The following is a 25,422-nucleotide window of genomic DNA, read 5'->3' as shown; positions in this document are numbered from 1 at the left end:
ACGATCGACCGGGTGAACAGCAGGCAGCCCGATCCCTCTCCCTCCGCCCACCCCATCCCCGTGGTCGTCCTCGCCGGATTCCTCGGATCCGGCAAGACCACGGTCCTCAACCACCTCCTCACCCACCGCGGCGGCACCCGGATCGGGGTCGTCGTCAACGACTTCGGATCCATCGAGATCGACGCCATGTCGGTCGCCGGACGGCTCGGCGACTCGATGGTCTCCCTCGGCGGCGGCTGCCTGTGCTGCGCCGTCGACGGCAGCGAACTGGACGCGTACCTGGAGAAGCTCGCCGCGCCGGCCCACCGCATCGACGTGATCGTCATCGAGGCCAGCGGGCTTGCGGAGCCGCAGGAGATGGTGCGGATGCTGGTCGCCAACGAGAACCCGGCCGTGGCCTACGGCGGTCTGGTGCAGGTGGTGGACGCTGCGGAGTTCGAGGCGACCCGCGCCGCGCACCCCGAGACCGACCGCCACCTGGCCGTGGCCGATCTCGTCGTCCTCAACAAGACCGACCGGGTCGAGCCCGCCGAACGGGCCCGGGTCGAACGGGAACTCGCGGCCCTCTGCGCCCCCGGGACCCCGATGCTCGCCGTCGAGCACGGCCGGGTCGATCCCGAGCTGCTCTTCGACCGCCGGCCGTGGACCGAGACCCGTGGTCAGCTCTCCTTCGAGGACCTGCTGACGGAGGGCTCGGATGCCGACCACGCCGGGCACGGGGACCGCGCCGGCCACGACGGTCACCTCCACGCGGCCTACGAGAGCGTCGAGTTCACCTCCGAGCAGGGCCTGTCCCCGCGCCGGTTCATCGACTTCCTCGACCGCCGCCCGCCCGGCCTCTACCGGATCAAGGGCTACGTCCGCTTCGGAGTGCCCGGCCACGGGGAGCGCTACGAGGTCCACGCGGTCGGCCGCCACCTGAGTTTCACCCCCGGCCCCTGGGGGCGGGGCGAGCCCCGCCGGACCCAACTGGTCCTGATCGGCTCCGGCACCGACGGCCCCGGCCTGCTCCGGGAACTGGAGGCCTGCCGGGAGGAGGCACCGCACGAGGCGCGCCCCGAGAGCATGTGGGCCGTCCTGCGGTACGTACGGCGCGACGGACCACCGGCTCTCGGGCCGCAGGAACCGGAGGAGGTCGGCGAGCCGGAGGAGGTCGGGCCTTAGGCCACGTCCACGCCGTACTCCCGCAGGAGGTCCTCCAGGCCGCCCCGGTAGCCCTTGCCGCCGATGACGAACTTCCAGTCGCCGTTCGCGCGCCGCCGGAACGAGCCGAGCACCAGGGCGGTTTCGCCCGCCCGGCCGTCCGAGACCTCCAGGCGGTCCAACTCCTCGCCGCCCGCACCCAGCAGCCGGATCCGGGCGTCGGTGAAGCCCGCCAGGTCGGCGTCCGGATTGACCTCCGGGTCGATCGCGGCCACGAGCACCAGCCGGTCGGCCCGGCCGGGCAGGTCGTCGAAGCCCACCTCGACGGCCGCCTTGTCGGGGGCCGTGTGGGGGCGCGAGCGCACCGACCCGTCGGGAGTGGCGGGGTTGTTGAAGAACACGAAGTGGTCCTCGCTCAGCACCCGACCGCCCTCGCAGACCAGGGCGCACACGTCGAGCGCGACCGCCCCCGACCAGGACATGCCCAGCACGTTGCGGTCCGCGGCGAGCGGTCCGGGAGCGGGGGAGGGGGCGGCGGGCCCGGCCGCGGTGCGCTGGTCCGGGATGGTCGCCCCGCCCGCGCGGCCGCCGTCCCCGCCCGTGCGGTCGCCCAGCCGGCCCCGCAGCCCGTACCGGTGCAGGAGGTCGACCAGCTCCACCCCGGGAACCAACTCCAGCGGCTTGCCGTTGGCAAAGGTGTACGACCCGGGCCCGAAGGACGAGGTGGTGACCAGCACCCCCTTGTTCGCCCCCGCGTCCTGGACCGTGCCGTACAGGTCACGTACCGCCGTCGGCGGCACGGTGTTGCGGTAGCGCTTGACCTGCACCACGATCCGCCCGCCCCGGATCGGGGCCGGGTCCAACGCCTCGACGTCCACGCCGCCGTCGCCCGACCGCTGCGTGGTCACCGCCTCCATGCCCATGGCCCGGAACAGCTCCGCGACCAGGTTCTCGAAGGCGATCGGGTCCATCGCGAAGAGGTCGGGCTCCTCCTCCCCACCGTCGGCGTGCCCGCCGTGACTCACCACGGCGCCCGCCCCGCCGACGTCGCCCGGAGCACGCCCCGCCCGTACGGCCGTCAACTGGTCCGGACGCGCCGACAGCTGTCCGCGCAGGCCGTCCACCAGGCAGTCCACCGCGCTGACCTGCTCCAGCCGCAGGCCGGAGAAGGCGGAACGTGCCGCCTGCACGGTCACCAGGACGATCTGCGCCGCCCGGCCCGTCACCGGATCGTGGTCGTCCACGAACCCGTTGACCACCACCGAGTCCAGCGCGTCGAACTCGTCCGCCGCGTACAGCTCGCGCAGCACCAGCAGCACGCACTGCGCCAGCAGGTCCCGGTACAGGGCGCGGCGCTGCGTGGCCGGCCGGGCCATCTCCTTGTCCTGGTCCGTGCTCGGCACGTAGCGGACGGACTTGGCCTCGGGCACCACCTCGTAGCGGGGGAGTTCCCAGTCCAACACCAACTGCCGCGGGCCCGGGTCGTAGGCCGCCGACACCTGGCGCGGCAGCTCCTCGGGCCAGGCGCCCGAGGCGTACAGGGCTGCCGAGAAGTACTCCACCGCCGACTCGGGGTCGCCCCGGCGCAGGGCTTCGGCCAGTGCGCCGAGACCGCTGTTGTGGCGGCGTATCCCGGCCAGTTGCCCGGTCGCCCAACGGTCGTACTGGTCGCGGTACGCCGCCAGCCGGCGCAGCCGGTCCTGATCGGCGGCGTGCGCGGCCTGCCAGGCCTGGGTGTACCGGTCGTGGGCCTCCCGCTCGGCCTGGGCCCGGCGGCCCGAGCCCAGGGTCCAGCCGCTGCTCTGCTGCTGGAACTGCTGGAGGTGCGGCATCGGGACCGGCTGCCCGAGCGCGCCCGGGTCGAACGCCTCGATCCGCTCGGACCGGACCAGGGAACCCATCCGGAACGCCGGCGCCCGGCACCCCGTGGTCAGCAGCCCCTGGAGGGCGGCCACCTCGGCGTCGATCCGCTCGGTCAGGCGCCGGGCCTCGGCCTCGCGGCGCTGTTTGTAGGCGGCCTGCTGCTCCCGCTGCCCCCGGGCCACGTCCCGTTCCCAGGCCCGCTGCCTGCGCTCCGCCTCACGCTGCTGTATCAGCTGCGCCCGCTGCTGTTGGCGCTGGGCCTCGGCCCACACCCCGATCGAACCGCTGGACCGACGACTCATCAGTTCTGCTCTCCCCCCACCCGCGTGTACGGGGAAAACAGTAGTCGGGACGAGGGGGGCGCGACCGCCGAAAGCGGACTCCGCGCCCCTCGTCCCGTACGCCCGGGGCGCGCCCTACAGGGCGCCGCCCGCCAGTGATACGACCGTGGCCGGCAGGGCCGTGCCCGAGCCGTCGCGGCGCGGGTCGGGTGCGGGCAGGGCCGCCGGGGCGCCGTTCGCAGCGGCCGCGCGGACCGGGGCGTTGCCCGCCCAGGCCAGCACCAGCACGTCCTCGCCCTTCAGGAACCGCTGGCAGCGCACGCCGCCCGTGGCCCGACCCTTGCGCGGGTACTGGTCGAAGGGCGTCAGCTTGCCGGAGTGGACGGAGTCGTCCAGGGTCCCGAGCGAGCCGGCCACCGTGAACACCACGCCGTCCACGGCCGGGTCCACCGCCGAGAAGTGGATCACCTTGGCGTTGTCGGACAGCTTGACGCCGGCCATGCCACCGGCCGGCCGGCCCTGCGGGCGGACCTGGGACGCCGGGTAGCGCAGCAACTGGGCGTCGTCGGTGATGAAGACCAGGTCCTCCTCGCCGGTGCGCAGCTCGACCGCGCCGACGATCCGGTCACCGTCCTTGAGGGTGATGACCTCCAGCTCGTCCTTGTTCGCCGGATAGTCCGGCACCACGCGCTTGACCACGCCCTGTTCGGTGCCCAGGGCCAGGCCCTGGGAGGACTCGTCGAGCGAGGTCAGGCAGATCACGCTCTCGTCGGCCTCCAGCCCGGAGACGAACTCCGAGACCGGGGCCCCTCCCGCCAGGTTCGGCGCGGCGTGCGTGTCGGGCAGCTGCGGCAGGTCGATCACCGAGAGCCGCAGCAGGCGACCGTAGGAGGTCACCACGCCCACGTCGGCCCGGGCGGTCGCCGCCACCTGGGAGACGATCACGTCGTGCTTGGCGCGGGCGCCGTCCTCCTCGCGCGGCAGCGGATCGGCGTTCGCGGTCCGGGCCAGCAGGCCGGTGGAGGACAGCAGCACCCGGCAGGGGTCGTCCGCGACCTCCAGCGGAACCGCCGCGATGGCCGTCCCCGCCGACTCCAGCAGCACTGTCCGACGCTCGGTGCCGAACTTCTTGGCGACGGCCGCCAGTTCCGAGGAGACCAGCTTGCGCAGCTCGCCGTCCGAGTCCAGGATCCCGGTCAGCTCGTCGATCTCGCCCGTCAGCCGGTCGCGCTCGCCCTCCAGCTCGATCCGGTCGAAGCGGGTGAGGCGCCGCAGGGGGGTGTCCAGGATGTACTGGGTCTGGATCTCGCTCAGCGAGAAGCGCTCCATCAGGCGCTCCTTGGCCTGGGCGGAGTTGTCGCTGTCCCGGATGAGGCGGATGACCTCGTCGATGTCGAGCAGCGCCACCAGGAGGCCCTCGACCAGGTGCAGCCGGTCGCTCCGCTTGCGGCGGCGGAACTCGCTGCGGCGCCGGACGACCTCGAAGCGGTGGTCGAGGTAGACCTCCAGCAGCTCCTTGAGGCCCAGCGTCAACGGCTGACCGTCGACGAGCGCCACGTTGTTGATGCCGAAGGACTCCTCCATCGGCGTCAGCTTGTAGAGCTGCTCCAGTACCGCTTCCGGGTGGAAGCCGTTCTTGATCTCGATGACCAGACGCAGGCCGTGCGAACGGTCGGTGAGGTCCTTGACGTCGGCGATGCCCTGGAGCTTCTTCGAACCGACCAGGTCCTTGATCTTCGCGATGACCTTCTCGGGTCCGACCGTGAAGGGCAGTTCCGTGACGACCAGGCCCTTGCGGCGCGGGGTCACGTCCTCGACGGCCACCGTCGCGCGGATCTTGAAGGTGCCCCGGCCGTTCTCGTAGGCGTCCTTGATGCCGGACAGGCCCACGATCCGACCGCCGGTCGGCAGGTCGGGACCCGGCACGAAGCGCATCAGCGCCTCCAGGTCCGCCTCCGGGTAGCGGATCAGGTGGCGGGCCGCGGCGATGACCTCGCCCAGGTTGTGCGGTGCCATGTTGGTGGCCATGCCGACGGCGATCCCGGAGGCGCCGTTGACCAGCAGGTTCGGGTAGGCGGCGGGCAGTGCCACCGGCTCCCGCTCCTGGCCGTCGTAGTTGGCGGTGAAGTCGACGGTGTCCTCGTCGATCGACTCCGTCATCAGCGAGGTGGCGTCCGCCATCTTGCACTCGGTGTAACGCATGGCGGCCGGCGGGTCGTCGTTGCCGAGCGAGCCGAAGTTGCCGTGGCCATCGACCAGCGGCAGCCGCATCGAGAAGGGCTGGGCCATGCGCACGAGGGCGTCGTAGATCGACGAGTCGCCGTGCGGGTGCAGCTTGCCCATCACCTCGCCGACGACGCGGGCGCACTTGACGTACCCCCGGTCGGGGCGCAGGCCCATCTCGTTCATCTGGTAGACGATGCGCCGGTGCACCGGCTTCATGCCGTCCCGGGCGTCGGGCAGGGCCCGGGAGTAGATCACCGAGTACGCGTACTCAAGGAAGGAGCCCTGCATTTCATCGACGACGTCGATGTCGAGGATCTTCTCCTCGAAGTCCTCCGGCGGCGGGGTCTTCGTGCTGCGGCGGGCCATCGCTGCGCGGCTCCTTAACCAAGGTTCGGGGTGTACGGGGGTGGTGCGGGGTTCCGGCCGGGCCGGACGTTCGGGCGGGTCGCGCTCGGCGGTCCGACCGGGGTCGACGTCGACCATTGTCGCCCGAGGCACCGACAACGCCGACTCCGACCCCGGGGCTCCCCCCCGGACGGAGTCAGGGGCGGGGCCCGGGAACTTCTCCGGCGGCCGACACGCTTGCATACAGTGGCAGGTCTGACCGAATTCTCTGCATCGCGATCGAAGGGACCACATGCCCATGGGTCACACGGCCACAGCTCAGGCGGGCTCCGGCGGCCTGACAGCGACCGAGCACCGGCTGGCCAACGGCCTGCGCGTGGTGCTGTCCGAGGACCACCTCACCCCGGTCGCCGCCGTCTGCCTCTGGTACGACGTCGGCTCGCGCCACGAAGTCAAGGGGCGGACGGGTCTGGCTCACCTCTTCGAGCACCTGATGTTCCAGGGCTCGTCCAGCGTTCCGGGCAACGGGCACTTCGAGCTGGTCCAGGGCGCCGGCGGTTCCCTCAACGGCACCACCAGCTTCGAGCGCACCAACTACTTCGAGACGATGCCGGCCCACCAGCTGGAACTCGCCCTGTGGCTGGAGGCGGACCGGATGGGCTCGCTGCTGGCCGCCCTGGACGAGGAGTCCATGGAGAACCAGCGCGACGTCGTCAAGAACGAGCGTCGTCAGCGCTACGACAACGTCCCCTACGGCACGGCGTTCGAGAAGCTGACCGCCCTCGCCTACCCGGAGGGCCACCCCTACCACCACACCCCGATCGGCTCCATGGCCGACCTGGACGCCGCGTCCCTGGAGGACGCGCGCCACTTCTTCCGTACGTACTACGCGCCCAACAACGCCGTCCTGTCGGTCGTGGGCGACATCGACCCCGTGCGCACGCTCGCCTGGGTCGAGAAGTACTTCGGCACCATCCCCGCGCACGACGGCAAGCAGCCGCCCCGCGACGGCTCCCTGCCCGAGGTCATGGGCGCGCAGCTGCGCGAGGAGATCGTCGAGGAGGTCCCGGCCCGCGCGCTGATGGCCGCCTACCGCCTCCCGCACGACGGCACCCGCGAGTGCGACGCCGCCGACGTGGCCCTCACCGTGCTCGGCGGAGGGGAGTCCTCCCGCCTCCACAACCGCCTGGTGCGCCGCGACCAGAGCGCCGTGGCGGCCGGATTCGGCATGCTGCGCCTGGCCGGCGCGCCCTCGCTGGGCTGGCTGGACGTCAAGACCTCCAGCGGCGTCGAGGTCCCCGCCATCGAGGCCGCCGTCGACGAGGAACTCGCCCGGTTCGCCGCCGAGGGCCCCACCGCCGAGGAGATGGAGCGCGCGCAGGCCCAGCTGGAACGCGAATGGCTGGACCGCCTCAGCACCGTCGCCGGCCGCGCCGACGAACTGTGCCGCTTCGCGGTCCTGTTCGGCGACCCGCAGCTGGCGCTGACGGCCGTCGGGCGCGTCCTGGACGTCACCGCCGAGGAGGTGCAGGCCGTGGCCGCGGCCCGACTGCGCCCTGACAACCGCGCGGTCCTGGTGTACGAACCGGTCGCTGCCGAAGACACGGACACGGACTCCGACGAGACCGGATCCGACGAGAACGAAGGGGCGGAGCAGTGAGCGACACCGCAGCCGTCACGATGACCTTCCACCCGCGCCCCGAGGCCGGCGAGCCCCAGCCGTGGGCGTTCCCCGCCCCCGAGCGCGGCACGCTGTCCAACGGCCTGACCCTGCTGCGCTGCCACCGCCCCGGCCAACAGGTCGTCGCCGTGGAGATCAACCTCGCGGCCCCGCTGGACGCCGAGCCGCAGGGCCTCGACGGGGTGGCGACCATCATGGCCCGCGCCCTGTCGGAGGGCACCGACAAGCACTCCGCCGAGGAGTTCGCCGCCGAGCTGGAGCGCTGCGGCGCCACCCTCGACGCGCACGCCGACCACCCCGGTCTGCGGGTCTCCCTGGAGGTGCCGGCCTCCCGCCTGCACAAGGCGCTCGGACTGCTCGCCGAGGCGCTGCGCGCGCCCGCCTTCGCGGACAACGAGGTCGACCGCCTGGTCCGCAACCGGCTCGACGAGATCCCGCACGAGCTGGCCAACCCGCAGCGCCGCGCCGCCAAGCAGCTCTCCAAGGAGCTGTTCCCGGCGACCCTGCGCATGTCCCGCCCGCGCCAGGGCACCGAGGAGACGGTCGCGCGGATCGACGCGGCGGCCGTACGCGCCTTCTACACGGCCCACGTGCGCCCCGCCACCTCCACCGCGGTGGTCGTCGGCGACCTGACCGGCATCGATCTGGACGCCGTGCTGGCGGACACCCTCGGCACCTGGACCGGCGACACCGCCGCGCCGCTCCCGGTCCCGCCGGTGACGGCCGACGACACGGGCCGCGTGGTCATCGTGGACCGGCCCGGGGCGGTGCAGACCCAGCTGCTCATCGGCCGGATCGGACCGGACCGGCACGACATCGTCTGGGCCCCGCAGGTGCTCGGCACCTACTGCCTCGGCGGGACCCTCACCTCCCGCCTGGACAAGGTGCTGCGCGAGGAGAAGGGCTACACCTACGGGGTACGCGCCTTCGGCCAGGTGCTGCGCTCCACCGCCGACGGCAAGGGCGCCTCGATGCTCGCCATCAGCGGCTCCGTGGACACCCCCAACACCGGTCCGGCGCTGGACGACCTCTGGAAGGTGCTGCGCACCCTCGCCCAGGGCGGACTGACCGACGCCGAACGGGACGTGGCGGTGCAGAACCTGGTGGGCGTGGCCCCGCTCAAGTTCGAGACGGCCGCCTCCGTCGCCGGCACCCTCGCCGACCAGGTGGAGCAGGAGCTGCCGGACGACTACCAGGCGCGGTTGTACGCGCGCCTCGCGGAAACCGGTACGGCCGAGGCCACTTCGGCGGTCGTGAGCGCTTTCCCGGTGGACCGACTGGTCACCGTCCTGGTGGGCGACGCCGCCCTGATCGAGGAGCCCGTACGGGCCCTCGGGATCGGCGAGGTCACCGTCGTCACCAACTGACGTCGGGGGGAAGGAGTCCCGACCGGGCTCCGACCGCGGCTCCACCGCCGACCCCTAACACCGGGCTCTGACAAGGGGTTCCGGCGGATTCACCGCCGGAACCCCTTTTTGTCCGCTTTACTGCGGAGGTTGCGCGTATGCGGTGTGGCGTACGCAACAAAATAGCTCGTCTGTTTGGTGATCGACTGGCGGTCCGCCTAGCGTCGCTCTTGCTGTCCGTCAGTTGTGCCCGCCGCACCCGCGGCACCGGACAGCGATCGCCGAGTCCCCGTCAGGCGCGAGCCTGGGGAGCCGGGGACCCACATGCGTCCCTGGGGTGAATCGGACCGCCTCGCAAGAGGGGGCCCGTAGGAGACCTTCCTGCTCCGAACCCGTCAGCTAACCCGGTAGGCGAGAGGGAAGGAAAGGATCAGCCCCTTCATGGCGTTTGGCAGTCGTACCGCAGCTCCCGGCAAGCACCGTGGTTCCAGCCGTTTGAGCCGTAAGACCGCCGGCTACGCCGGCATAGCCGCCCTCGCCACCACGGGCGTGGTCGCCACCATCGCGGCCCCGGCCTTCGCGGCCGACAACAACGGTCACTCCGCCGAGGACACCGGCCAGAACTCGATCGTCGTGGCCGACGGCCTCCAGGCCGACCTCCAGGACCAGGTCGACTCCCAGCAGCGCGCCGCTGAGGCGATCGCGGTCCAGGCCCAGGCCGAGGCCGACGCCAAGCAGCGGGCCGCCGAGGCCAAGCGCACCGCCGAGGCCGCCGAGGCCAAGGCGAAGTCCGAGCGCGATGCCGCCGAGCGCGCCGCCCGCGACGAGGAGCGCAAGCGCCTCAACGCCTACGTCGCCCCGATCACGGGCTCGTACGTCAGCACGAACTACGGCGCCGGTGGTGGCATGTGGGCCTCCGGCAGCCACACCGGCATCGACTTCCACGCCGACTCCGGCACCACGGTCCACGCCGTGGGCGCGGGCACGATCGTCGAGGCCGGCTGGGGTGGCGCGTACGGCAACAACGTCGTCATCCGCCACAACGACGGCACCTACACCCAGTACGGACACATGTCCTCGCTGAGCGTCTCCGTCGGCCAGACCGTCGGCGCCGGCGAGCAGATCGGCCTGTCCGGCAACACCGGCAACTCCAGCGGTGCCCACCTGCACTTCGAGGCCCGCTCCGGCGCCACGTACGGCACCGACATCAACCCGCTGGCGTACCTGCGCAGCCACGGCGTCGACGTCTGATCCGCACGCACATCGACGAAGAAGACCCCGGCTCTCCGAGCCGGGGTCTTCTTCGTTTCCCGCACGTGCGGAATGTTTCGTAATTCAGGCCGTCCTCGGAAATTATCGTGTGTTGCAATAGAGTCGCAGCACGGTCACGATCCCGGCGATGACGCCGGCCGTCGAAATCAAGCGGAGGTCCGGCCTTGCGAATTCCTGCGCACGCGGTATGCACAGCGATCCGCGACGACATCGTTTCCGGGTTCTTCGGCCCCGGAGGCCGGCTCACCGAGGAGGTGCTCGCCCGCCGGTACGGAGTCTCGCGCGTCCCGGTCCGCGAGGCGCTGCGCACGCTGGAGTCCGAGGGGTTCGTCACGACCCGGCGGCACGCGGGCGCCTGTGTGGCCGAACCGAGCGCCCAGGAGGCCGCCGACCTACTGGAACTGAGGATGCTGCTGGAGCCCCTCGCCGCCGCCCGCGCCGCCCACCGGCGCGGCGAGGCCCACCTGAAGGTGCTGCGCGGACTGGTCAGGCTGGGCCAGGAGCGGGCCCGGAGGGGGCAGGGGGAGGATCTGAGGGCCCTGGGGGGCTGGTTCCACGAGACCCTGGCCCAGGCCTCCGACAGTCCCGGGCTGATCGCCCTGCTGACCCAGACCCGGCACAAGATCGCGTGGATGTACCTGGTGGACGCGCCGGCGCGGCCGATGGACTCCTGGACGGAGTACGGGGCGATCGTGGACGCGGTGGCGCGCGGCGACGCGGAGCGGGCCAGGGCGCTGGCCGCGCAGCACGCGGAGCGGGCCACCGGGGCCTACCGGCTCCGGCCGCGGCCCCCGGCGCCGGTCGAGGCGGCGAGCGAGTCGCGTGCCCCGGTGCCTCGGTGAGGAGTTCGCAACCTGCCGTAAACACGGCGGGAGGTCCGCATTAACACGGCCCGTATACAAAAGGATCCGGGTGGTATTCGCGCATGATTTCGGGCGATGCCGGGCGCCATTGTGATGGCTTGTGATGGCGCCATGCGGCCCGAATTCTCGTAGCCGAGGCATTCCGGGAATCCAGACTGCCTACCCGGACATTCGTCTGCCCGGAACCAGGATATTTATCTCCCCGGAATTCGCCCTGCCGGAATTGCGCCGCCTTCACCGGAGGCGGGGTCGCCTGCGCGCGGCCCCGATCGACCGGCCCCGGCGACATCGATCGACGGGCCCCGGCGACATCGACCGACCGGTCCCGGCAACGACCGACCGGTCCCGGCATGGACCGACCGGTCCCGGCAACCCGACCGGTGCCGGCAACGACGAAGCCGCGGCCCCGTGGTGACGGCGGCCGCGGCTTCGGCGGTCTGTCGGTGGTGAACCGGACCCGAAGGGTCAGACGGTCTCGGGGAGCTCTTCGAGACCCTCGGCGACCAGCTTCGCGAGGCGGTCCAGCGCGGCGTCCGCGCCCTCGGCCTCGGAGGCCAGGACGATCTCCTCGCCGCCCTGGGCGCCCAGGCCCAGGACCGCCAGCATCGACGCGGCGTTGACGGGGTCGCCGCCCGCCTTCGCGATGGTCACCGGGACGCCGGAAGCGGTCGTCGCGCGGACGAAGATCGAGGCGGGACGAGCGTGCAGGCCCTCGGCCCACCCGACGTTGACGCGGCGCTCTGCCATGGTGATGCCCTTCAGGTTCTTACGGTTGTCTAGACCAGTCTCTCACGGCGTCCGGAATGCCAGGACCGACTTTCGGCCCGATCGTGCCGCCGTTCGACCCTCCCCAGCTTGCCTTGGTTTGCCCCCGGTCCCCGCATTCGCCGCGCGCGCGGCGAGGAGGCCGCCGTGGCACTCGCACACAGGGTCGGATCGCCCCTTAGGGTGGCCCCATGACCTCGGCGTCGGACCCTTCGTACCCAGCCCACTGGGAGGCGGACGTCGTGCTGCGCGACGGCGGCACGGCCCGGATCCGTCCCATCACCACCGCCGACGCGGACCGCCTGGTCAGCTTCTACGCGCAGGTCTCGGACGAGTCGAAGTACTACCGGTTCTTCGCCCCCCACCCCCGTCTCTCGGACCGCGACGTCCACCGCTTCACCCACCACGACTACGTGGACCGGGTCGGTCTCGCCGCGACCATCGGCGGGGAGTTCATCGCCACCGTCCGCTTCGACCGCATCGGCCCCAACGGCCGGCCCGCCTCGGCCCCGGCCGACGAGGCCGAGGTGGCCTTCCTCGTCCAGGACGCCCACCAGGGCCGCGGGGTGGCCTCGGCCCTCCTCGAACACATCGGCGCGGTGGCCCGCGAGCGGGGCATCCGCCGGTTCGCCGCCGAGGTGCTGCCCGCCAACACCAAGATGATCAAGGTGTTCACGGACGTCGGCTACCAGCAGAAGCGCAGCTTCGAGGACGGCGCCGTCCACCTCACGCTCGACCTCGAACCCACCGCCGAGTCCCTCGCCGTCCAGCGAGCCCGCGAACAACGCGCCGAGGCCCGTTCCGTCCAGCGCCTCCTCGCCCCGGGATCGGTCGCCGTGATCGGCGTCAGCCGCTCGGGCGCCGGAGTCGGCGCCGCCGCCCTGCGCAACCTGCGCGACGGCGGCTTCCACGGACACCTCTACGCCGTCAACGAGGCCCGCGCCCCCGGCATGGAGGGCGACCTCCTCGACGGCGTACGGGCCTACCGCACCGTCGCCGACATCGGCGCCCCCGTCGACCTCGCCGTCGTCGCCGTCCCCGCCGAGCGGGTCCCCGACGCCGTCGCCGCCTGCGGGGACCACGGGGTCCAGGGCCTCGTCGTCCTGTCCGCCGGATACGGCGAGAGCGGACCCGCCGGGACGGCCCGGCAGCGCGAACTGGTCCGCCAGGTCCGCTCGTACGGGATGCGGCTGATCGGACCCAACGCCTTCGGCGTGATCAACACCGCCCCGGACGTCGAGTTGAACGCCTCACTGGCCCCGGCGCCCGCCACCGCGCGCGGCCGGATCGGCCTGTTCACCCAGTCCGGCGCCATCGGCATCGCCCTGCTCTCCGGGCTGCTGCGGCGCGGCGAGGGGCTCTCGTCCTTCGTCTCGGCGGGGAACAGGGCCGACGTCTCGGGCAACGACATCCTCCAGTACTGGTACGACGACGAGAACACCGACGTCGCCCTCATGTACCTGGAAACCCTCGGCAACCCGCGCAAGTTCACCCGGCTCGCCCGCCGCACCTCCGCCGTCAAACCCGTGGTCGTCGCCCGCGGCGGCCGCCACACCCCGGCCGGGCACGTGGTCCCCGGCACCCGGCTCCCCGACGCCACGGTCTCCGAACTGCTCAGCCAGGCCGGGGTCATCCGGGTCGACACCGTGACCGAGCTGGTCGACGTCGGCCTGCTGCTGGCCGGACAGCCGCTCCCGGCCGGACCGCGCGTGGCCATCCTCGGCAACTCCGAGTCCCTCGGGGTGCTCACCTACGACGCCTGCCTGACCGAGGGGCTGCGTCCGCTGCGCCCCCTCGACCTGACGACCGCCGCCGGTCCGGCCGACTTCCGGGCCGCCCTGTCTGCGGCCCTCGCCTCCGAGGACTGCGACGCCGTCGTCGTCACCGCGATCCCCTGGGTCGGCGAGCTGAACCTCGCCGACGACCTCGCGGGAGCCCTGCGGGAGGCCGCCGACGAGGTGCCGGGCAAGCCCGTCGCGGTGGTGCACGTGGAGCTGGGGGAGCTGGTCGAGGCGCTGTCCGCCGCCCGCGCCACGGCCCCCGCCGCGCAGCCGCCGACCGCCGCCCCGGGCGCCACACCCGCCGAGCGCCCCCCGACCGCCGCCCCCGGAACCCCGCCCGCCGGGCGGGCCCCGGCCGTGTCCCTCCCGGGGACGCCGCCGCAGGCCGGGATCGCCCCCGAAGGCCGCCCCGACGCGGGGGAGGGGCCCGCCCCGCGCCCCCGGCCGAGCCGGATCCCCGCCTACCCCGCCGCCGAGCGCGCCGTGAAGGCCCTCGCCGAAGCCTTCCGCTACGCCCGCTGGCGCCGCTCGCAGGCCGAGGTCGGCGGCAAGGTCCCCGAGTACGAGGACATCGACGAGACCGGCGCCGCCGCGCAGGTCGCCGCCCTCCTCGCCGGGGTCGGCGAGGGCGCCGTCCTGACCCTGGACGAGGAGGACGCGCGGGAGCTGCTGGGCCGCTACGGGATCCGGGTGCTGCCCACCCTGCCCGCCCCCGGCGCCGACGCGGCCGTCCGGGCGGCCCGGATCCTCGGCTACCCGGTCGCCCTCAAGACCACCGCCCCGCACCTGCGCCACCGCGCCGACCTGGGCGGCGTACGCCTGGACCTCACCACCGAGGCCGAGCTGCGGCGCTCCTACGAGGAACTCACCGAGGCCCTCGGCAAGCCGGCCGAGCTGCTCCCCGTGGTCCAGGCGATGGTGCCGCGCGGGGTGGACACCGTGGTCCGGGCCGTCGTCGACCCGGCCGCCGGCGCCGTCCTCACCTTCGGGTTGGCCGGGGTGGCCTCCGAGCTGCTCGGGGACACCGCGCACCGCCTGGTCCCCGCCACCGACCGGGAGGCCGCCGGACTGATCCGGTCCATCCGCACCGCGCCCCTCCTCTTCGGCTGGCGCGGGAGCGACCCCGTGGACACCCCCGCCCTGGAGGAACTCCTCCTGCGCCTGTCCCGTCTGGTGGACGACCATCCCGAGGTGACCGGAGTCTCGCTGGAGCCGGTCGTCGTCGCCACGGAAGGCCTCTCCGTGCTCAGCGCCACCGTGCGCATCGGGCACCCGCCGGTCCGGACCGACCTCGGACCGCGGACTCTGCCCAGCTACTGAGCGCCGGGCAGGTAGGGGGACCCCGGAGGGGCCTTAGGATGGACCTCATGGCGAAATCCGGTACGACGACCCAGGGGCTGCGCGCGGCGATCGAGCGCAGCGGCTACTACCCGGCCCTCGTGGCCGAGGCGGTGGAGGCCGCCGTCGGCGGCGAGCCCATCTCGTCGTACCTGGTGCACCAGGAGACCACCTTCGACTCCAACGAGGTGCGCCGGCACGTCACGGTGCTGGTCCTGACCGGCAACCGCTTCATCGTCAGCCACACCGACGAGCAGGCCGCCGACGCCGGGTCCCCCTCCCCGTACGCGACCACCTCCACCGAGTCGGTCAAGCTGTCCGGCATCGCCTCCGTGGTGCTCAGCCGGGTCGTGGCGAACCCGGAGTCCTACACCCCCGGCCAGCTGCCCCGCGAGGTCGTGCTGACCATCGGCTGGGGCGCGGTCTCCCGCATCGACCTGGAGCCCGCCGCCTGCGGCGACCAGAACTGCGACGCCGACCACGGCTACACCGGCAACTCCACCGCCGACGACCTCAGCCTGCGGGTCAGCGAGGCGGGCGACGGTCCCGAGACCGTCCGCCAGACCCTGGTCTTCGCCCAGGCCCTCTCCGAGGCCACGGCGGCGACCTCCACCCCCGCCCGCTGATGCCGTACTCCGCGCCGCCGAACTGGCAGGACGAACCGGAACTCCTCGACCTCGCCGGCGCCCCGGTCCCGCACTACGGGACCGGCTCCCTCGCCGACCTGCTGCCCACCCTCGCGGCCGGCCAGGGCGTACCCGGCCTCACCGCCGGGATCGCCGAGCTGACCCCCGCCGACCGGAACTGCGTGTTCCTGGTCGACGGCATGGGGTGGGAGCAGATCAAGGCGCACCCGGCCGAGGCTCCGTACCTGACCTCGCTGCTCGCGGGCTCGCGCGGCGGCACCGGCCGGCCGATCACCGCCGGCTTCCCGGCGACCACCGCCACCTCGCTGGCCTCGGTCGGCACCGGCCTGCCGCCCTCCCGGCACGGCCTGCCCGGCTACGCCGTGCGCAACCCGGCCTCCGGCGAACTGATGAACCAGCTCCGCTGGCACCCCTGGACCCAGCCCAAGCCCTGGCAGCCGTACCCGACGGTCTTCCAGCTCGCGGACGCGGCCGGGGTGCACACCGCACAGGTGTCCTCGCCCGCCTTCCGGACCACCCCGCTCACGAAGATCGCCCTCAGCGGCGGGACCTTCCACGGCCGGATGAGCGGCGAGGAACGGATGGACCTCGCGGCGATCCAGCTCGGGGCCGGCGAGCGCTCGCTGGTCTACACGTACTACAGCGAACTCGACGGGGCCGGCCACCGGCACGGCGTGGACTCCGACGCCTGGCGGGGCCAACTCATGTACGTGGACCGGCTCGTGCAGCGCCTCGCGGAGCAACTCCCGCCGCGCACCGCGCTGTACGTGACCGCCGACCACGGCATGGTGGACGTCCCCTTCGACGAGGACGCGCGGATCGACTTCGACGACGACTGGGAACTGGGCGCGGGCGTGGCCCTGTTGGGCGGCGAGGGTCGAGCCCGGCACGTGTACGCCGTACCGGGCGCCGAGGCCGACGTCCTGACCGTGTGGCGCGAGGTCCTCGGTGACCGCTTCTGGGTGGCCAGCCGCGAAGAGGCCCTGGAACTGGGCTGGTTCGGGACGCCGGGAGAGTGCGACGAGCGCGTCCTGGGCCGGATTGGCGACGTCATCGCGGCGGCCCAGGCCGATGTCGCGATCACCGCCTCCCGCAACGAGCCCAACGAGTCGGCCCTCGTCGGCATGCACGGCTCAATGACCCCGGCCGAGCAGCTGGTCCCGCTGCTCGAAATCCGCTCCTGACCCCGGCCACCCCTCTTCCCCTCCCTCCACGCCCTGAAAGGTCCCGTACTTCCCATGCCCGAGCTGGTGTTCTTCTCCGGAACGATGGACTGCGGAAAGAGCACGCTGGCGCTCCAGATCGGCCACAACCGCTCGGCGCGCGGGCTCCAGGGCGTGATCTTCACCCGTGACGACCGTGCGGGCGAGGGCAAGCTCTCCTCCCGGCTGGGTCTGGTGACGGAGGCGGTCGAGGCCGGCGAGGGCATGGACCTCTACGCGTACCTGGTGGCCCAACTCTCCAAGGGTGGCAAGGCGGACTACGTCATCGTCGACGAGGCCCAGTTCCTGGCTCCCGACCAGATCGACCAGCTGGCTCGGATCGTGGACGACCTCGGCCTGGACGTGTTCGCCTTCGGTATCACCACCGATTTCCGTACGAAGCTCTTCCCCGGCTCCCAGCGCCTGATCGAGCTGGCGGACCGCCTGGAGCAGCTCCAGGTCGAGGCCCTGTGCTGGTGCGGTGCCCGCGCCACGCACAACGCCCGCACGGTGGACGGCGAGATGGTCGTCGAGGGAGCCCAGGTCGTCGTCGGTGACGTGAACCGCCCGGCGGAGGAGATCGGATACGAGGTCCTCTGCCGCCGCCACCACCGCCGCCGCATGACGAGCGCGGCGGCGAACGCCGGCGCCCTCTCCCCGGACGTCCTCCCGGTCAACCACGCCTGAGGCCGGCTTCCTGCTCCGACCGACGGTCCTGGTGCCGGGGGTCGCTCGGTTCGCCATCTGGATCCAGACCGTACGGCCAAGGGTCGCCGCGCAGGGACGCCAGGCACCACCACGGTCGGCGGCTCGTTGGCAGAGGGTTTCGGCTCCCTTGGGGTCGCCGGCCTTCTCGCCTGCGTGCCAGTTCGGCGAGGGCGTTGGCTAGGGCCGGCGTCCAGCCCTCCCCGGGAGCCGAGGCGAGGGCACGCGTGGGGGCTAGGCCGCCACTTTCGGATCTTGGCGGGCCCGGGCAGGGAGCTAGGGGCAGGACTCCTCGGTCTTGGCGACGGTGAAGGTCACGGGCCGGCCGGAGAGTGCGGCGCCGGCCTTCGGGTCCTGCGTGCAGACCTTCCAGTTCGATTCCTGGAGGACCATGCGGCTCTGCACCGCGTCTTTCACGGTGATGCTCGCATTGCCAGGGAGTGCGGAGCGGACGGCCTTCATGCCCTGGCCGACGAAGTTCGGCATGACGTCGCCCGCGGGCTTCGGGGCGGGCGCGTCCGTGGCGGGGCAGGTTTCCTCGAGCTTGACCGCGCCGAAGTCGACGGCGGTCTTGGTGTCGAGTCGCGCACTCGCCCCAGGGGTCTGGCTGCACACCTTCCAGTTCCGGTCGAGAGCCTGGAGCCGCTCGCTGCCGAGGGCGTCATGTGACGTGAGGACGAAGAAGCCGGCCCGCTGCGCTTCGTCCTGGGCCGTCTGGAGGCCCTTGCCGACGAGGTCGGGCAGGGTGGCCGTCTTGGTGGAGGGGGCGGTGCTGGACGCCGCCGGGGTGCCGGGCGTCGAGGGCTTCCCGCTGTCGGCGACCTGCGGGTCGCACGCGGTGAGGGCGAGGACGCTCGCGGCAGCAAGGAGGGTGATGGCGTGGTGTGGGCGCATCGCGCCATGTTGGCGCGGTTCGGGTGGCTGTGTGGGTGCTGTGACCGGTCTGTGACGCAGGAAGTCCCGCGCCTGACCCAGGTGGTCGCCCCCGACGGGACGACCTGGCGGTACGCCTACGACCCACCGAGCCGCCGGATGTCCAAGCAGGGGCTCTCCACCGACGGCGCGGTCGCCGAGGAGGTCCTCTTCACAGGGGACGGCACATGTGAACAAGGACGGGGAGCCGGTGGGCGCGCCGATCTGGCTGAAGGTCACCGGCTGGTCCGGTGACAAGAGCGGCAGGACCGCGGTCGAGGCAGTGGAGAACGATCCCGAACCGAGGGCCGATCTGCCGGCCAAGGCCAAATCGGCCCAGCAGCACATGGAAGATCACCACTGGGGCAACGCGCAGAATCGCGAGGGCGAGATGCGGGCCCTCATCGACAAGCTGGAGAATGGGTCGTGACCGGATCCGAGTTCATCGCACAGCTGCTGACCGGAGGGTTTCACGGGCTGCGCCCCGGTGCTTCCCGGGACGAGGCCGACCGTGTGATCGGCGTCGGCTTCATCGCCGAGGAGGACGGTGCCGGCGGGTCGCTGCGGAGGGACTACGGCCTCGTGGAGCTGTGCTTTTCGGGCGGTCCGGACTGGTTCCTGACGAGTGGATCACTGGAACTGCACCGGATTCCCGGCGATCCCGACGTCGCCGGGGAGTGGCGTGAGGCGATGGGTGTCGACTTCGCGCCCTACACGGAGTGGGACGAGGTGCTCCGGGTCCTCGCAGCGGCCGCCCCGGGCCTCGGCGCGGCCATGGACCGTACCGAACAGGGGGGCTTTCTGGAGTACCGCAATCCACTCACCAAGGTGTCCGTGATGGTCGTGGAGGGGGAGGACGAACGGGACGACTGGCCGGGCCACGGGGACGTCTGGAGCGTCAGCTGGAGCCGCTGAGCCGATCGGACCGGCCCCGGCTGATCCCAGCCGGCCAACCCACGGAGCGACGCCGCACCCGGGTGGCGGCGAGGAGCCGCACGGGAGGCTGCTTCACGTGCGCCGCGCCGCGCACACCGCGCTTCGTCCCGGCGCCCTCTCCCCGGACATCCTCCCCGTCAACCACGCCTGACGGAGCCGCCGGTGGGCCGCCGTGCTCGGGCGAGGGGGGCGGGTGCGGGTGCGGGTACGAGGCTCGTGAACTGCTCGGCCGGGGCGCGGTTCCAGTGGGCTCGGGACCAGGGGAGGGCCAGCTCGGAGCGGGTCGTGGCGGGCCGGGGGGCGAGGGATTCCAGGGCGGCCGCCTCGCGGTGGCGGGCGAACACCGTGTCCACGTAGCGGTGGCCGGTGTCGGCCGCGAGGAAGAGGACCGTCCTGCGCGGGGACCGGGCCCGCTCCCAACGGGCGGCGAGGTAGCCGGCCCCGGTGGACAGCCCGGCGAACACCGCGTGCCGTCGCAGCAGGTCGACGCTGCCGGCCAGGGCCGCGTCGAACGAGATCCAGTGCAGGACGTCGTACGAGGCGTGGCTGACGTTCCCGAAGGGGATCGAGCTGCCGATCCCCGCGATGATGATCTCGGGGTCGGCGACGTGCTCGCAGCCGAAGGTGACGCTGCCGAAGGGTTGGACGCCGACGAGTTCGACGCCGGGCGCGTCCGCGCGCAGATAGCGGGCGAGCGCCCCGGTGGACACGCCCGATCCCACCCCACCGACGAGGGTGAGTTCCTCCGTGCCGGTCGATCTCCGGATCAGGTCGGCCACGGCCCGGTACCCCAGGTAGTGGATGTCGTCGTGGTACTGGCGCATCCAGTGGTATTCGGGGTGTTCGGCGAGGATCTCGTGGACGCGCTCCACCCGGCGCCTCTGGTCCAGCTTGAGGTCGTCGCAGGGCTCCATCCGCTCCAGCGTCGCGCCGAGCACGGCGAGTTGGGTGCTCAGGGTGTGGTCGACGGTGGTCGACCCGACGATGTGGCAGCGCATCCCGTAGCGGTGGCAGGCCAGGGCGAGGGCGTGGGCGTAGATGCCGCTGGAGCTGTCCAGCAGCGTGTCCCCGCGCCGCACCGCGCCGGTGTCGAGCAGGTGGCGTACCGCGGCCAGGGCCGAGACGACCTTCATCGTCTCGAAGCGCAGGCAGAGGAGACGGTCGTCGAGGCGGACCAGGTCCGGTCGGCCGATCGACTCAGCGATGTGCTGGTCCACTCGGGAACTCCTTGGTGGTCGGGAAGGTGGTGAAGGTGCGGGTGTGGGGCATCGCGCGGTCGGTCAGGGCCCCCACGCACTCCCGGACCCGGTTCCGCAGGTGTGGGACCGCCGGATCGAAGAGCACCCCGGCCACGGATCCGCTGTGCGCGATCTGCACGCCGAGGGCGCCGAGACCGCGGGCGACTTCGGTGAGCGTGTCGAACTCCGCGTGCCGCAGGACCCGTTGTCCGCGCCGGGCGCTCGCGGTCGCGACCTCGCCGAGCAGCGCCGCGTCGCCCGTGGCCACGGCCCGTCGAAGGAGGGAGCGCAACCGCTCGCAGGCGCGTACGTCGTGGTCGTCGCGCGCGTCGGGGTGATCGCGGCCACGGACCGGTAGGGAGAGGGTGTCCACGGGCGCGCCCCCGCCCAGGACGCACCCCACGACGACGAGGGGCGGCAGGGCGGCGCCGAGCACCTCCAGGACCCGGCCCTCGCGCTGGGCGAAGAGCACCGGGCGCTCGTCGAGCATCAACGGATCGCAGGCCGTCTCGGCCCGTACGGCCAGCCCGGCGATCGTTCCGGGTGCCAGGCGCGTCCCGTACGAGTCCGCGACCGCCCGCACCCCGGCGATGACGTCGCTCGTGGAACTGCCCATGCCGAGGCCCACCGGTATGTCGCCGGTGATCCTCAACTCCCCTCCGCAGGGCGGCTCCCGGCGCCGGCGCGCGCACTCCGCGACGGCCAGTGCCGCGGCCCGGGCCGCCTTCGTACGGTCGGTCGGCAGGACGGTGAGCCGGTGCGCGGGGGTGCCGGGGCGGCGGGTGAACTCGGCGCGGCTGCCCGGCCCCGCCATCGGCAGCGTCACCAGCGCGGCGCACCCGCGCCCGGCGGAGTCGAGGAAGACGCCCTGGAGGATCTCGCCGTGGTGGCAGGAGGCGCGCCCGGCCCCGCGCCGGGCGGCGCCGGGCGCGCTCCGGCGGGCGGTCGGGATCACGCGCCGCCCGCCGTCCGGTAGCGGTACAGGGCGGTCGGCTCGGCGCTGAACTGGGAGAAGGGGAAGGGCTCCGCCGACAGGGCGCTCACCCCGGAGCCCAGGAACGCGCGGGCCACCGCGCTGCCGCTCTGGGCGTACACGACCAGCGGGACGCCCCGGGCGCGGCAGCGGTCGAGGATGGTGTCGAACGAGCCGTTGCTCAGGGTCATTCCGGTGGCGACGACGGCGTCCGCGCGATCCAGCACCTCGTGCATGTCCGTGGTGACGGGGTCGCCCCACTGGGTGGTCCGCAGGTTGAAGTCGCAGGGCAGGGGGTGGCCGCCGCGCTCGCGGATCGCCGCGACCAGAGGGTTGACCACCCCGATGAGGCCGACCGTGGCGCCCTCCTCGATGTCGAGGAGTCCGGCGATCGCCGCGTCGCGGGCCCTGGCGCGGACCTCGGGGGTGCCGGCGGGCAGGACCACCCGCTCGGCCCGCGGTCCGGCGCCCGCACCGGTGGCGTCCGTACCGGTGGCGCCCGTACCGTCGGCGTCCGCCGCGTCGCGGTGCGGGCGTCGCTCGGCGAGGTAGGCGTCGAGGGCGGCGATCCGTAGCGGGCGTGACGCCCCGCGCAACAGGACGTCGAGGGCCACGCCCGAGGAGTCGCGGCAGACCGCCGGGTCGACCTCCCCGGCCTCGAAGGCGCAGGCGCCGAAGGACCCGCCGAGGCGCACCAGAACGTACTGGTTGAGGTAGGTGGTGTCGCCGCCGGCCAGCCGGGTGCCGTGGTGGAGCCAGAAGACCCCGGTGACGAGGTCGCCGGGCAGGGGGCCGTGTTCGCCGTTCAGCACGGCCTCGACGAGGGCGTCGACGGTCGGCGGCGAAGCAGGGGTCGGCGTGATGGCGGTGGTCGGGGAAGGCAGGACGGTCATGGAGTTCCTCGTCATGGGGTGGGTCGGGAGGTGGTGGTGGGGAGGGGGCCGCGGTAGGTGAGCGCGGGGCGGCCCAGCCGGTCGGTGGTCAGTTCGCCGTCCACCTCGAAGGTCTCGGCCAGGTGCTCGGGGGTGAGGACCTCGGCCGGGCTGCCGGAGGCGACCAGGCGTCCGTGGCGCATGAGCAGCAGGCGGTCGCAGTAGCGCGCGGCCAGCGAGAGGTCGTGGAGGGCCACCAGGACGGTTCGGTCGGTGCCGGACAGCAGCTCCATCAGCTCCAGGCGGTGCTTCACGTCCAGGTGGTTGGTGGGCTCGTCCAGCAGCAGTGCGTACGGCTGTTGGGCGAGGGCGCGGGCCAGGTGGGCGCGCCGGCGTTCGCCGCCGGACAGGGACTTCCAGGGGCGTTCGGCGAGCGCCCCGAGCCCCACGCGGTCCAACGCGGCGGCCACGACGGCCCGGTCGGTGTCGTTCGGGCCGCGCCAGCGGTCCCGGAAGGGGGTCCGTCCCAGCTCCACGACGTCGGCGACGCGCAGCTCGGTATCGAGCGCGCAGTCCTGCTCGACGAAGGCGACCCGGCGTGCGATCCGCCGGGCGCTCCAGCCCTGTACGGACAGGCCGTCGTAGCGCACCGTGCCGGTGTCGGGCACGCGCAGCCCGGCCAGGCAGCGCAGCAGGGAGGACTTGCCCGACCCGTTGGGGCCGAGCAGCGCGACCGTCTCGCCCGGGGCCACGTCCAGGTCGACGCCCCGTACGACGGGGGTGCCCGCCGCCGACCAGCTCAGCCCCTCGGCGGTGATCCTCACAGGTCACCCCGCCTGCGCAGGACGAGGAGGAAGAGCGGTACGCCGATCAGCGCGGTGATCACGCCCACCGGCACCTCGCGGGGGGCGAAGGCGATCCGAGCCAGCGCGTCGGTCCACACCAGGAACACCGCGCCGGCCAGGGCCGCGCAGGGGAGCAACACCCGGTGGGACGGGCCGACGAGGAAGCGCACCCCGTGGGGGACGATCAGCCCGACGAAGCCGATGGCGCCGACGGTGGCCACCGCCACCGAGGTCAGCACGGCCGTCACCACGAGCAGCAGCAGGCGGGTGCGGCGCACGTCGATCCCCAGGGAAGCGGCGGTGTCCGCGCCGAACGCGAATCCGTCGAGGGCGTTCGCGCACAGCCGGGCGGCGATCAGCCCGAGCGGCGTGACGATCGCGCAGATCGTGACGGCGTCCCAGCGGGCGGGGGCCATCGAACCCAGCAGCCAGTGGGTGACGGCCCGGGTGGTGTCGGCGTCGGCCGAGGACATCAGGACGAGCGAGGTCAGGGCGGTGAAGAGCTGTCCGACGACCACGCCCGTCAAGACGATGCGTACGGAGTCCAGCCCGGTCCGCCGCAGCAGGGCCATGAGCAGGGCGAAGGAGAGCAGCGCGCCGATCAGCGCGCCGCCGGTGACCCCGAGGGCGCCGAGGCCGGCCCCGCCCAGGGGAAGGACGACCACGACGACGGCCCCGGTCGAGGCGCCCGAGGACACGCCGAGGAGGTACGGGTCGGCGAGCGCGTTGCGGGTGACGGCCTGGAGCACCGTCCCGCAGACGGCCAGGGAGGCCCCGACCAGGGCCGCCATCAGGACCCGCGGCAGGCGCAGGTCCCAGACGAGCGAGTCCGTCAGGGGCGGCAACGGCTCGACGCCCAGGCCGAGACGGGCGCCGAGGACCCGGGCGAGGTCGGTCCACCCCACGGGTGCGGTGCCGACGCGCAGGGCGACCGCGACGGAGGCGACCGTCACCAGGGCGGCGGCGAGCACCAGCCCCACCCGGACCGGCGTGGACCGGCCCTCCGGCGCGGGCGCCCGCGCGGCGACGGCCGGCGGCCGCGCTCCACGGGCCGCGGGATGCAGCAGGTCCACCGGCGCCGGCGGGCCGGCGAGGTCAGCGGACATGCCCGAGGTCCTTCATGCCCCGCGCCAGCAGCTCCAGCGCGTGCACGGAGCGCACGGAGGGGTCCAGTTCGATGCCGGGGACCACGATGATCCGGTTGTCGCGCACCGCGGGCAGCTTGGAGACCAAGGGGTCCGCGGCCATGGCGGCCCGCTTCTCGACGGCGCTGTCGCCGGGCCGGCCGCGCTCGGACAGGTCTCCTACGACGATGAAGTCCGGGTCACGTCGGGCGACTTCCTCCCACGAGACCTCCGGCCAGTCCTCGTTCACGTCGTCGAAGGCGTTGCGGGCGCCGACGATCCGGCTCATCTCGTGCGGCAGGCCGGTCCTCCCCGCGACGTAGGGCATGCCGTTGAAGACGGAGTAGAGGTAGACCACGGAGGGCGGCCTTCCGTCCCGTGCGGCCCCGGCGACGTTCGCACCGGCCTTCGCGACGACGGCGCGCTGCTCCTCGGCGAGCGCGCGGGCCCGTTCCCCGACACCGAAGACCGCGCCCAACCGCTCGTAGTCGGAGAAGAGCAGCTCGAAGGGGCTCTTCCCGGCCCCGTCGCGCTCCGGGCAGTCCACGGCGCTGACGAAGGAGGGGACCTTGAGGGCGCCCAGCTCCTCGCGCGTGCCCGCCCGGTCGCCGGTGTAGAGGTCGGCGGAGCCGGCGACGACGAAGTCGGGTGTCGCGGAGCGCAGTTGCTCGGCAGTGGCGATTTTGGGGGCGATGACCGGGACCGTGGCGTATGCGTCCCGGTAGAGGTCGGGGACCTTCGTCTTCAGGTTGGCCGTTCCGACCATCCGGCCCTGGAGGCCGAGTTCCAGCAGGGTCTCGGTCGAGGTCTGGTCCAGGGTGACGGCCCGCTCCGGGGGGCGGGCGAATGCGAGCGTACGTCCGCAACTGGTGACGGTCGTCGCGGAGTCGGCGGCGGCGCCGGGATTCTCCGGGGAGCGGCCTTCGGGGGCGGTCGAACAGCCCGCGCAGGCCATGGCGAGGGTGAGGGCGAGGGCGGTTCCGAGTCGGGCGCGGTGGTGCTGGCGCATGGGTCTCCGGTCTGGGGAGGGCGTGGGTGTGGTCGTGCACCGGGCAGGAGTGCCA

Annotated in this window: 21 protein-coding genes, 1 pseudogene and 1 riboswitch; of the genes and pseudogenes, 12 read left to right on the top strand and 10 right to left on the bottom strand. The window is 73.0% G+C overall.

Features of this window, described 5'->3' with window-relative positions:
* The first annotated feature begins 12 nt into the window (after nucleotides 1-12).
* Nucleotides 13-1,164, top strand: coding sequence for a GTP-binding protein (locus tag ACIOD1_RS16895; RefSeq protein ID WP_365616378.1), 1,152 nt, complete (start codon nucleotides 13-15; stop codon nucleotides 1,162-1,164).
* Here ACIOD1_RS16895 and ACIOD1_RS16890 read toward each other — a convergent pair.
* On the bottom strand, nucleotides 1,161-3,308 hold the full coding sequence (locus ACIOD1_RS16890) for a restriction endonuclease (RefSeq protein ID WP_401902943.1): 2,148 nt from the start codon (nucleotides 3,306-3,308) through the stop codon (nucleotides 1,161-1,163). The genes ACIOD1_RS16895 and ACIOD1_RS16890 overlap by 4 nt on opposite strands.
* 114 nt (nucleotides 3,309-3,422) lie before the next feature.
* On the bottom strand, nucleotides 3,423-5,879 hold the full coding sequence (locus ACIOD1_RS16885; RefSeq protein WP_365616380.1) for a DNA topoisomerase IV subunit A: 2,457 nt from the start codon (nucleotides 5,877-5,879) through the stop codon (nucleotides 3,423-3,425).
* A 277-nt stretch (nucleotides 5,880-6,156) separates the two neighbouring features.
* On the opposite strand from ACIOD1_RS16885, the gene ACIOD1_RS16880 reads away from it, so the two are divergent.
* The 4 genes and pseudogenes from ACIOD1_RS16880 to ACIOD1_RS16865 all read left to right on the top strand — a co-directional run bounded on the left by ACIOD1_RS16880 (nucleotide 6,157) and on the right by ACIOD1_RS16865 (nucleotide 11,043).
* Nucleotides 6,157-7,518 (top strand): M16 family metallopeptidase, encoded by a 1,362-nt coding sequence (locus tag ACIOD1_RS16880; RefSeq protein WP_401902942.1) that lies wholly within the window; start codon nucleotides 6,157-6,159, stop codon nucleotides 7,516-7,518.
* Nucleotides 7,519-7,538: 20 nt separating this feature from the next.
* On the top strand, nucleotides 7,539-8,906 hold the full coding sequence (locus ACIOD1_RS16875) for a pitrilysin family protein (RefSeq protein WP_365616851.1): 1,368 nt from the start codon (nucleotides 7,539-7,541) through the stop codon (nucleotides 8,904-8,906).
* A gap of 248 nt (nucleotides 8,907-9,154) precedes the next feature.
* Nucleotides 9,155-9,314, top strand: a riboswitch (cyclic di-AMP (ydaO/yuaA leader).
* 12 nt (nucleotides 9,315-9,326) lie between these two features.
* Nucleotides 9,327-10,136: a M23 family metallopeptidase gene (locus tag ACIOD1_RS16870; RefSeq protein ID WP_401902940.1), complete on the top strand. Its 810-nt coding sequence runs from the start codon at nucleotides 9,327-9,329 to the stop codon at nucleotides 10,134-10,136.
* A 185-nt stretch (nucleotides 10,137-10,321) separates the two neighbouring features.
* Nucleotides 10,322-11,043, top strand: a pseudogene (locus ACIOD1_RS16865) (GntR family transcriptional regulator).
* A 442-nt stretch (nucleotides 11,044-11,485) separates the two neighbouring features.
* Here ACIOD1_RS16865 and ACIOD1_RS16860 read toward each other — a convergent pair.
* Entirely contained in the window at nucleotides 11,486-11,767 is a 282-nt protein-coding gene (locus ACIOD1_RS16860) for an HPr family phosphocarrier protein (RefSeq protein WP_351815341.1), read from the bottom strand.
* 209 nt (nucleotides 11,768-11,976) lie between these two features.
* Here ACIOD1_RS16860 and ACIOD1_RS16855 point away from each other — a divergent pair, with 209 nt between their 5' ends.
* Genes ACIOD1_RS16855 through ACIOD1_RS16840 form a run of 4 tightly spaced genes read left to right on the top strand, consistent with a single transcriptional unit; the run spans nucleotide 11,977 to nucleotide 17,440 of the window.
* Nucleotides 11,977-14,886, top strand: a complete 2,910-nt coding sequence (locus ACIOD1_RS16855; RefSeq protein ID WP_365616387.1) for a GNAT family N-acetyltransferase — start codon at nucleotides 11,977-11,979, stop codon at nucleotides 14,884-14,886.
* A 47-nt stretch (nucleotides 14,887-14,933) separates the two neighbouring features.
* Nucleotides 14,934-15,530 carry a DUF5998 family protein gene (locus ACIOD1_RS16850; protein WP_365616389.1) on the top strand — a complete coding sequence of 199 codons (597 nt, stop codon included), beginning with the start codon at nucleotides 14,934-14,936 and terminating at the stop codon, nucleotides 15,528-15,530.
* Nucleotides 15,530-16,735: a nucleotide pyrophosphatase/phosphodiesterase family protein gene (locus ACIOD1_RS16845; protein ID WP_365616391.1), complete on the top strand. Its 1,206-nt coding sequence runs from the start codon at nucleotides 15,530-15,532 to the stop codon at nucleotides 16,733-16,735. Before ACIOD1_RS16850 ends, ACIOD1_RS16845 begins: the two co-directional genes overlap by 1 nt.
* 54 nt (nucleotides 16,736-16,789) lie before the next feature.
* Nucleotides 16,790-17,440: a thymidine kinase gene (locus ACIOD1_RS16840; protein WP_365616393.1), complete on the top strand. Its 651-nt coding sequence runs from the start codon at nucleotides 16,790-16,792 to the stop codon at nucleotides 17,438-17,440.
* Nucleotides 17,441-17,734: 294 nt separating this feature from the next.
* Here the strand turns inward: ACIOD1_RS16840 and ACIOD1_RS16835 are convergent, their stop codons facing one another.
* Nucleotides 17,735-18,352: a hypothetical protein gene (locus ACIOD1_RS16835; protein WP_401902938.1), complete on the bottom strand. Its 618-nt coding sequence runs from the start codon at nucleotides 18,350-18,352 to the stop codon at nucleotides 17,735-17,737.
* 6 nt (nucleotides 18,353-18,358) lie between these two features.
* Here ACIOD1_RS16835 and ACIOD1_RS16830 point away from each other — a divergent pair, with 6 nt between their 5' ends.
* Genes ACIOD1_RS16830 through ACIOD1_RS16820 form a run of 3 tightly spaced genes read left to right on the top strand, consistent with a single transcriptional unit; the run spans nucleotide 18,359 to nucleotide 19,285 of the window.
* Nucleotides 18,359-18,625: a hypothetical protein gene (locus tag ACIOD1_RS16830; RefSeq protein WP_365616853.1), complete on the top strand. Its 267-nt coding sequence runs from the start codon at nucleotides 18,359-18,361 to the stop codon at nucleotides 18,623-18,625.
* Nucleotides 18,561-18,800: a hypothetical protein gene (locus ACIOD1_RS16825; RefSeq protein WP_401903096.1), complete on the top strand. Its 240-nt coding sequence runs from the start codon at nucleotides 18,561-18,563 to the stop codon at nucleotides 18,798-18,800. Before ACIOD1_RS16830 ends, ACIOD1_RS16825 begins: the two co-directional genes overlap by 65 nt.
* The gene (locus ACIOD1_RS16820) at nucleotides 18,797-19,285 is read left to right on the top strand and encodes a hypothetical protein (protein ID WP_401902936.1); all 489 of its coding nucleotides are present in this window, start codon (nucleotides 18,797-18,799) and stop codon (nucleotides 19,283-19,285) included. Before ACIOD1_RS16825 ends, ACIOD1_RS16820 begins: the two co-directional genes overlap by 4 nt.
* Nucleotides 19,286-19,443: 158 nt before the next feature.
* On the opposite strand, the gene ACIOD1_RS16815 is transcribed toward ACIOD1_RS16820, so the two are convergent.
* Genes ACIOD1_RS16815 through ACIOD1_RS16790 form a run of 6 tightly spaced genes read right to left on the bottom strand, consistent with a single transcriptional unit; the run spans nucleotide 19,444 to nucleotide 25,367 of the window.
* Nucleotides 19,444-20,523, bottom strand: a complete 1,080-nt coding sequence (locus ACIOD1_RS16815) for a pyridoxal-phosphate dependent enzyme (RefSeq protein ID WP_401902934.1) — start codon at nucleotides 20,521-20,523, stop codon at nucleotides 19,444-19,446.
* On the bottom strand, nucleotides 20,504-21,499 hold the full coding sequence (locus tag ACIOD1_RS16810; RefSeq protein ID WP_401902933.1) for a GHMP kinase: 996 nt from the start codon (nucleotides 21,497-21,499) through the stop codon (nucleotides 20,504-20,506). The genes ACIOD1_RS16815 and ACIOD1_RS16810 overlap by 20 nt, the downstream gene beginning before the upstream one ends.
* Entirely contained in the window at nucleotides 21,496-22,410 is a 915-nt protein-coding gene (locus ACIOD1_RS16805; protein WP_401902931.1) for a Rossmann-like domain-containing protein, read from the bottom strand. Before ACIOD1_RS16805 ends, ACIOD1_RS16810 begins: the two co-directional genes overlap by 4 nt.
* A gap of 11 nt (nucleotides 22,411-22,421) precedes the next feature.
* Entirely contained in the window at nucleotides 22,422-23,213 is a 792-nt protein-coding gene (locus tag ACIOD1_RS16800; protein WP_401902929.1) for an ABC transporter ATP-binding protein, read from the bottom strand.
* Nucleotides 23,210-24,340, bottom strand: coding sequence for an iron ABC transporter permease (locus ACIOD1_RS16795; protein WP_365616407.1), 1,131 nt, complete (start codon nucleotides 24,338-24,340; stop codon nucleotides 23,210-23,212). Before ACIOD1_RS16795 ends, ACIOD1_RS16800 begins: the two co-directional genes overlap by 4 nt.
* Nucleotides 24,330-25,367 carry an ABC transporter substrate-binding protein gene (locus ACIOD1_RS16790; RefSeq protein ID WP_401902927.1) on the bottom strand — a complete coding sequence of 346 codons (1,038 nt, stop codon included), beginning with the start codon at nucleotides 25,365-25,367 and terminating at the stop codon, nucleotides 24,330-24,332. The genes ACIOD1_RS16795 and ACIOD1_RS16790 overlap by 11 nt, the downstream gene beginning before the upstream one ends.
* Nucleotides 25,368-25,422: the final 55 nt, after the last annotated feature.

It is taken from the genome of Streptomyces sp. NPDC088097 (genome assembly GCF_044741845.1).
In the GTDB taxonomy this organism is placed as follows: Bacteria; Actinomycetota; Actinomycetes; order Streptomycetales; family Streptomycetaceae; genus Streptomyces.
Note: the sequence above shows the minus strand (reverse complement) of the source record. Positions and strands in the feature narration are given on the sequence as shown.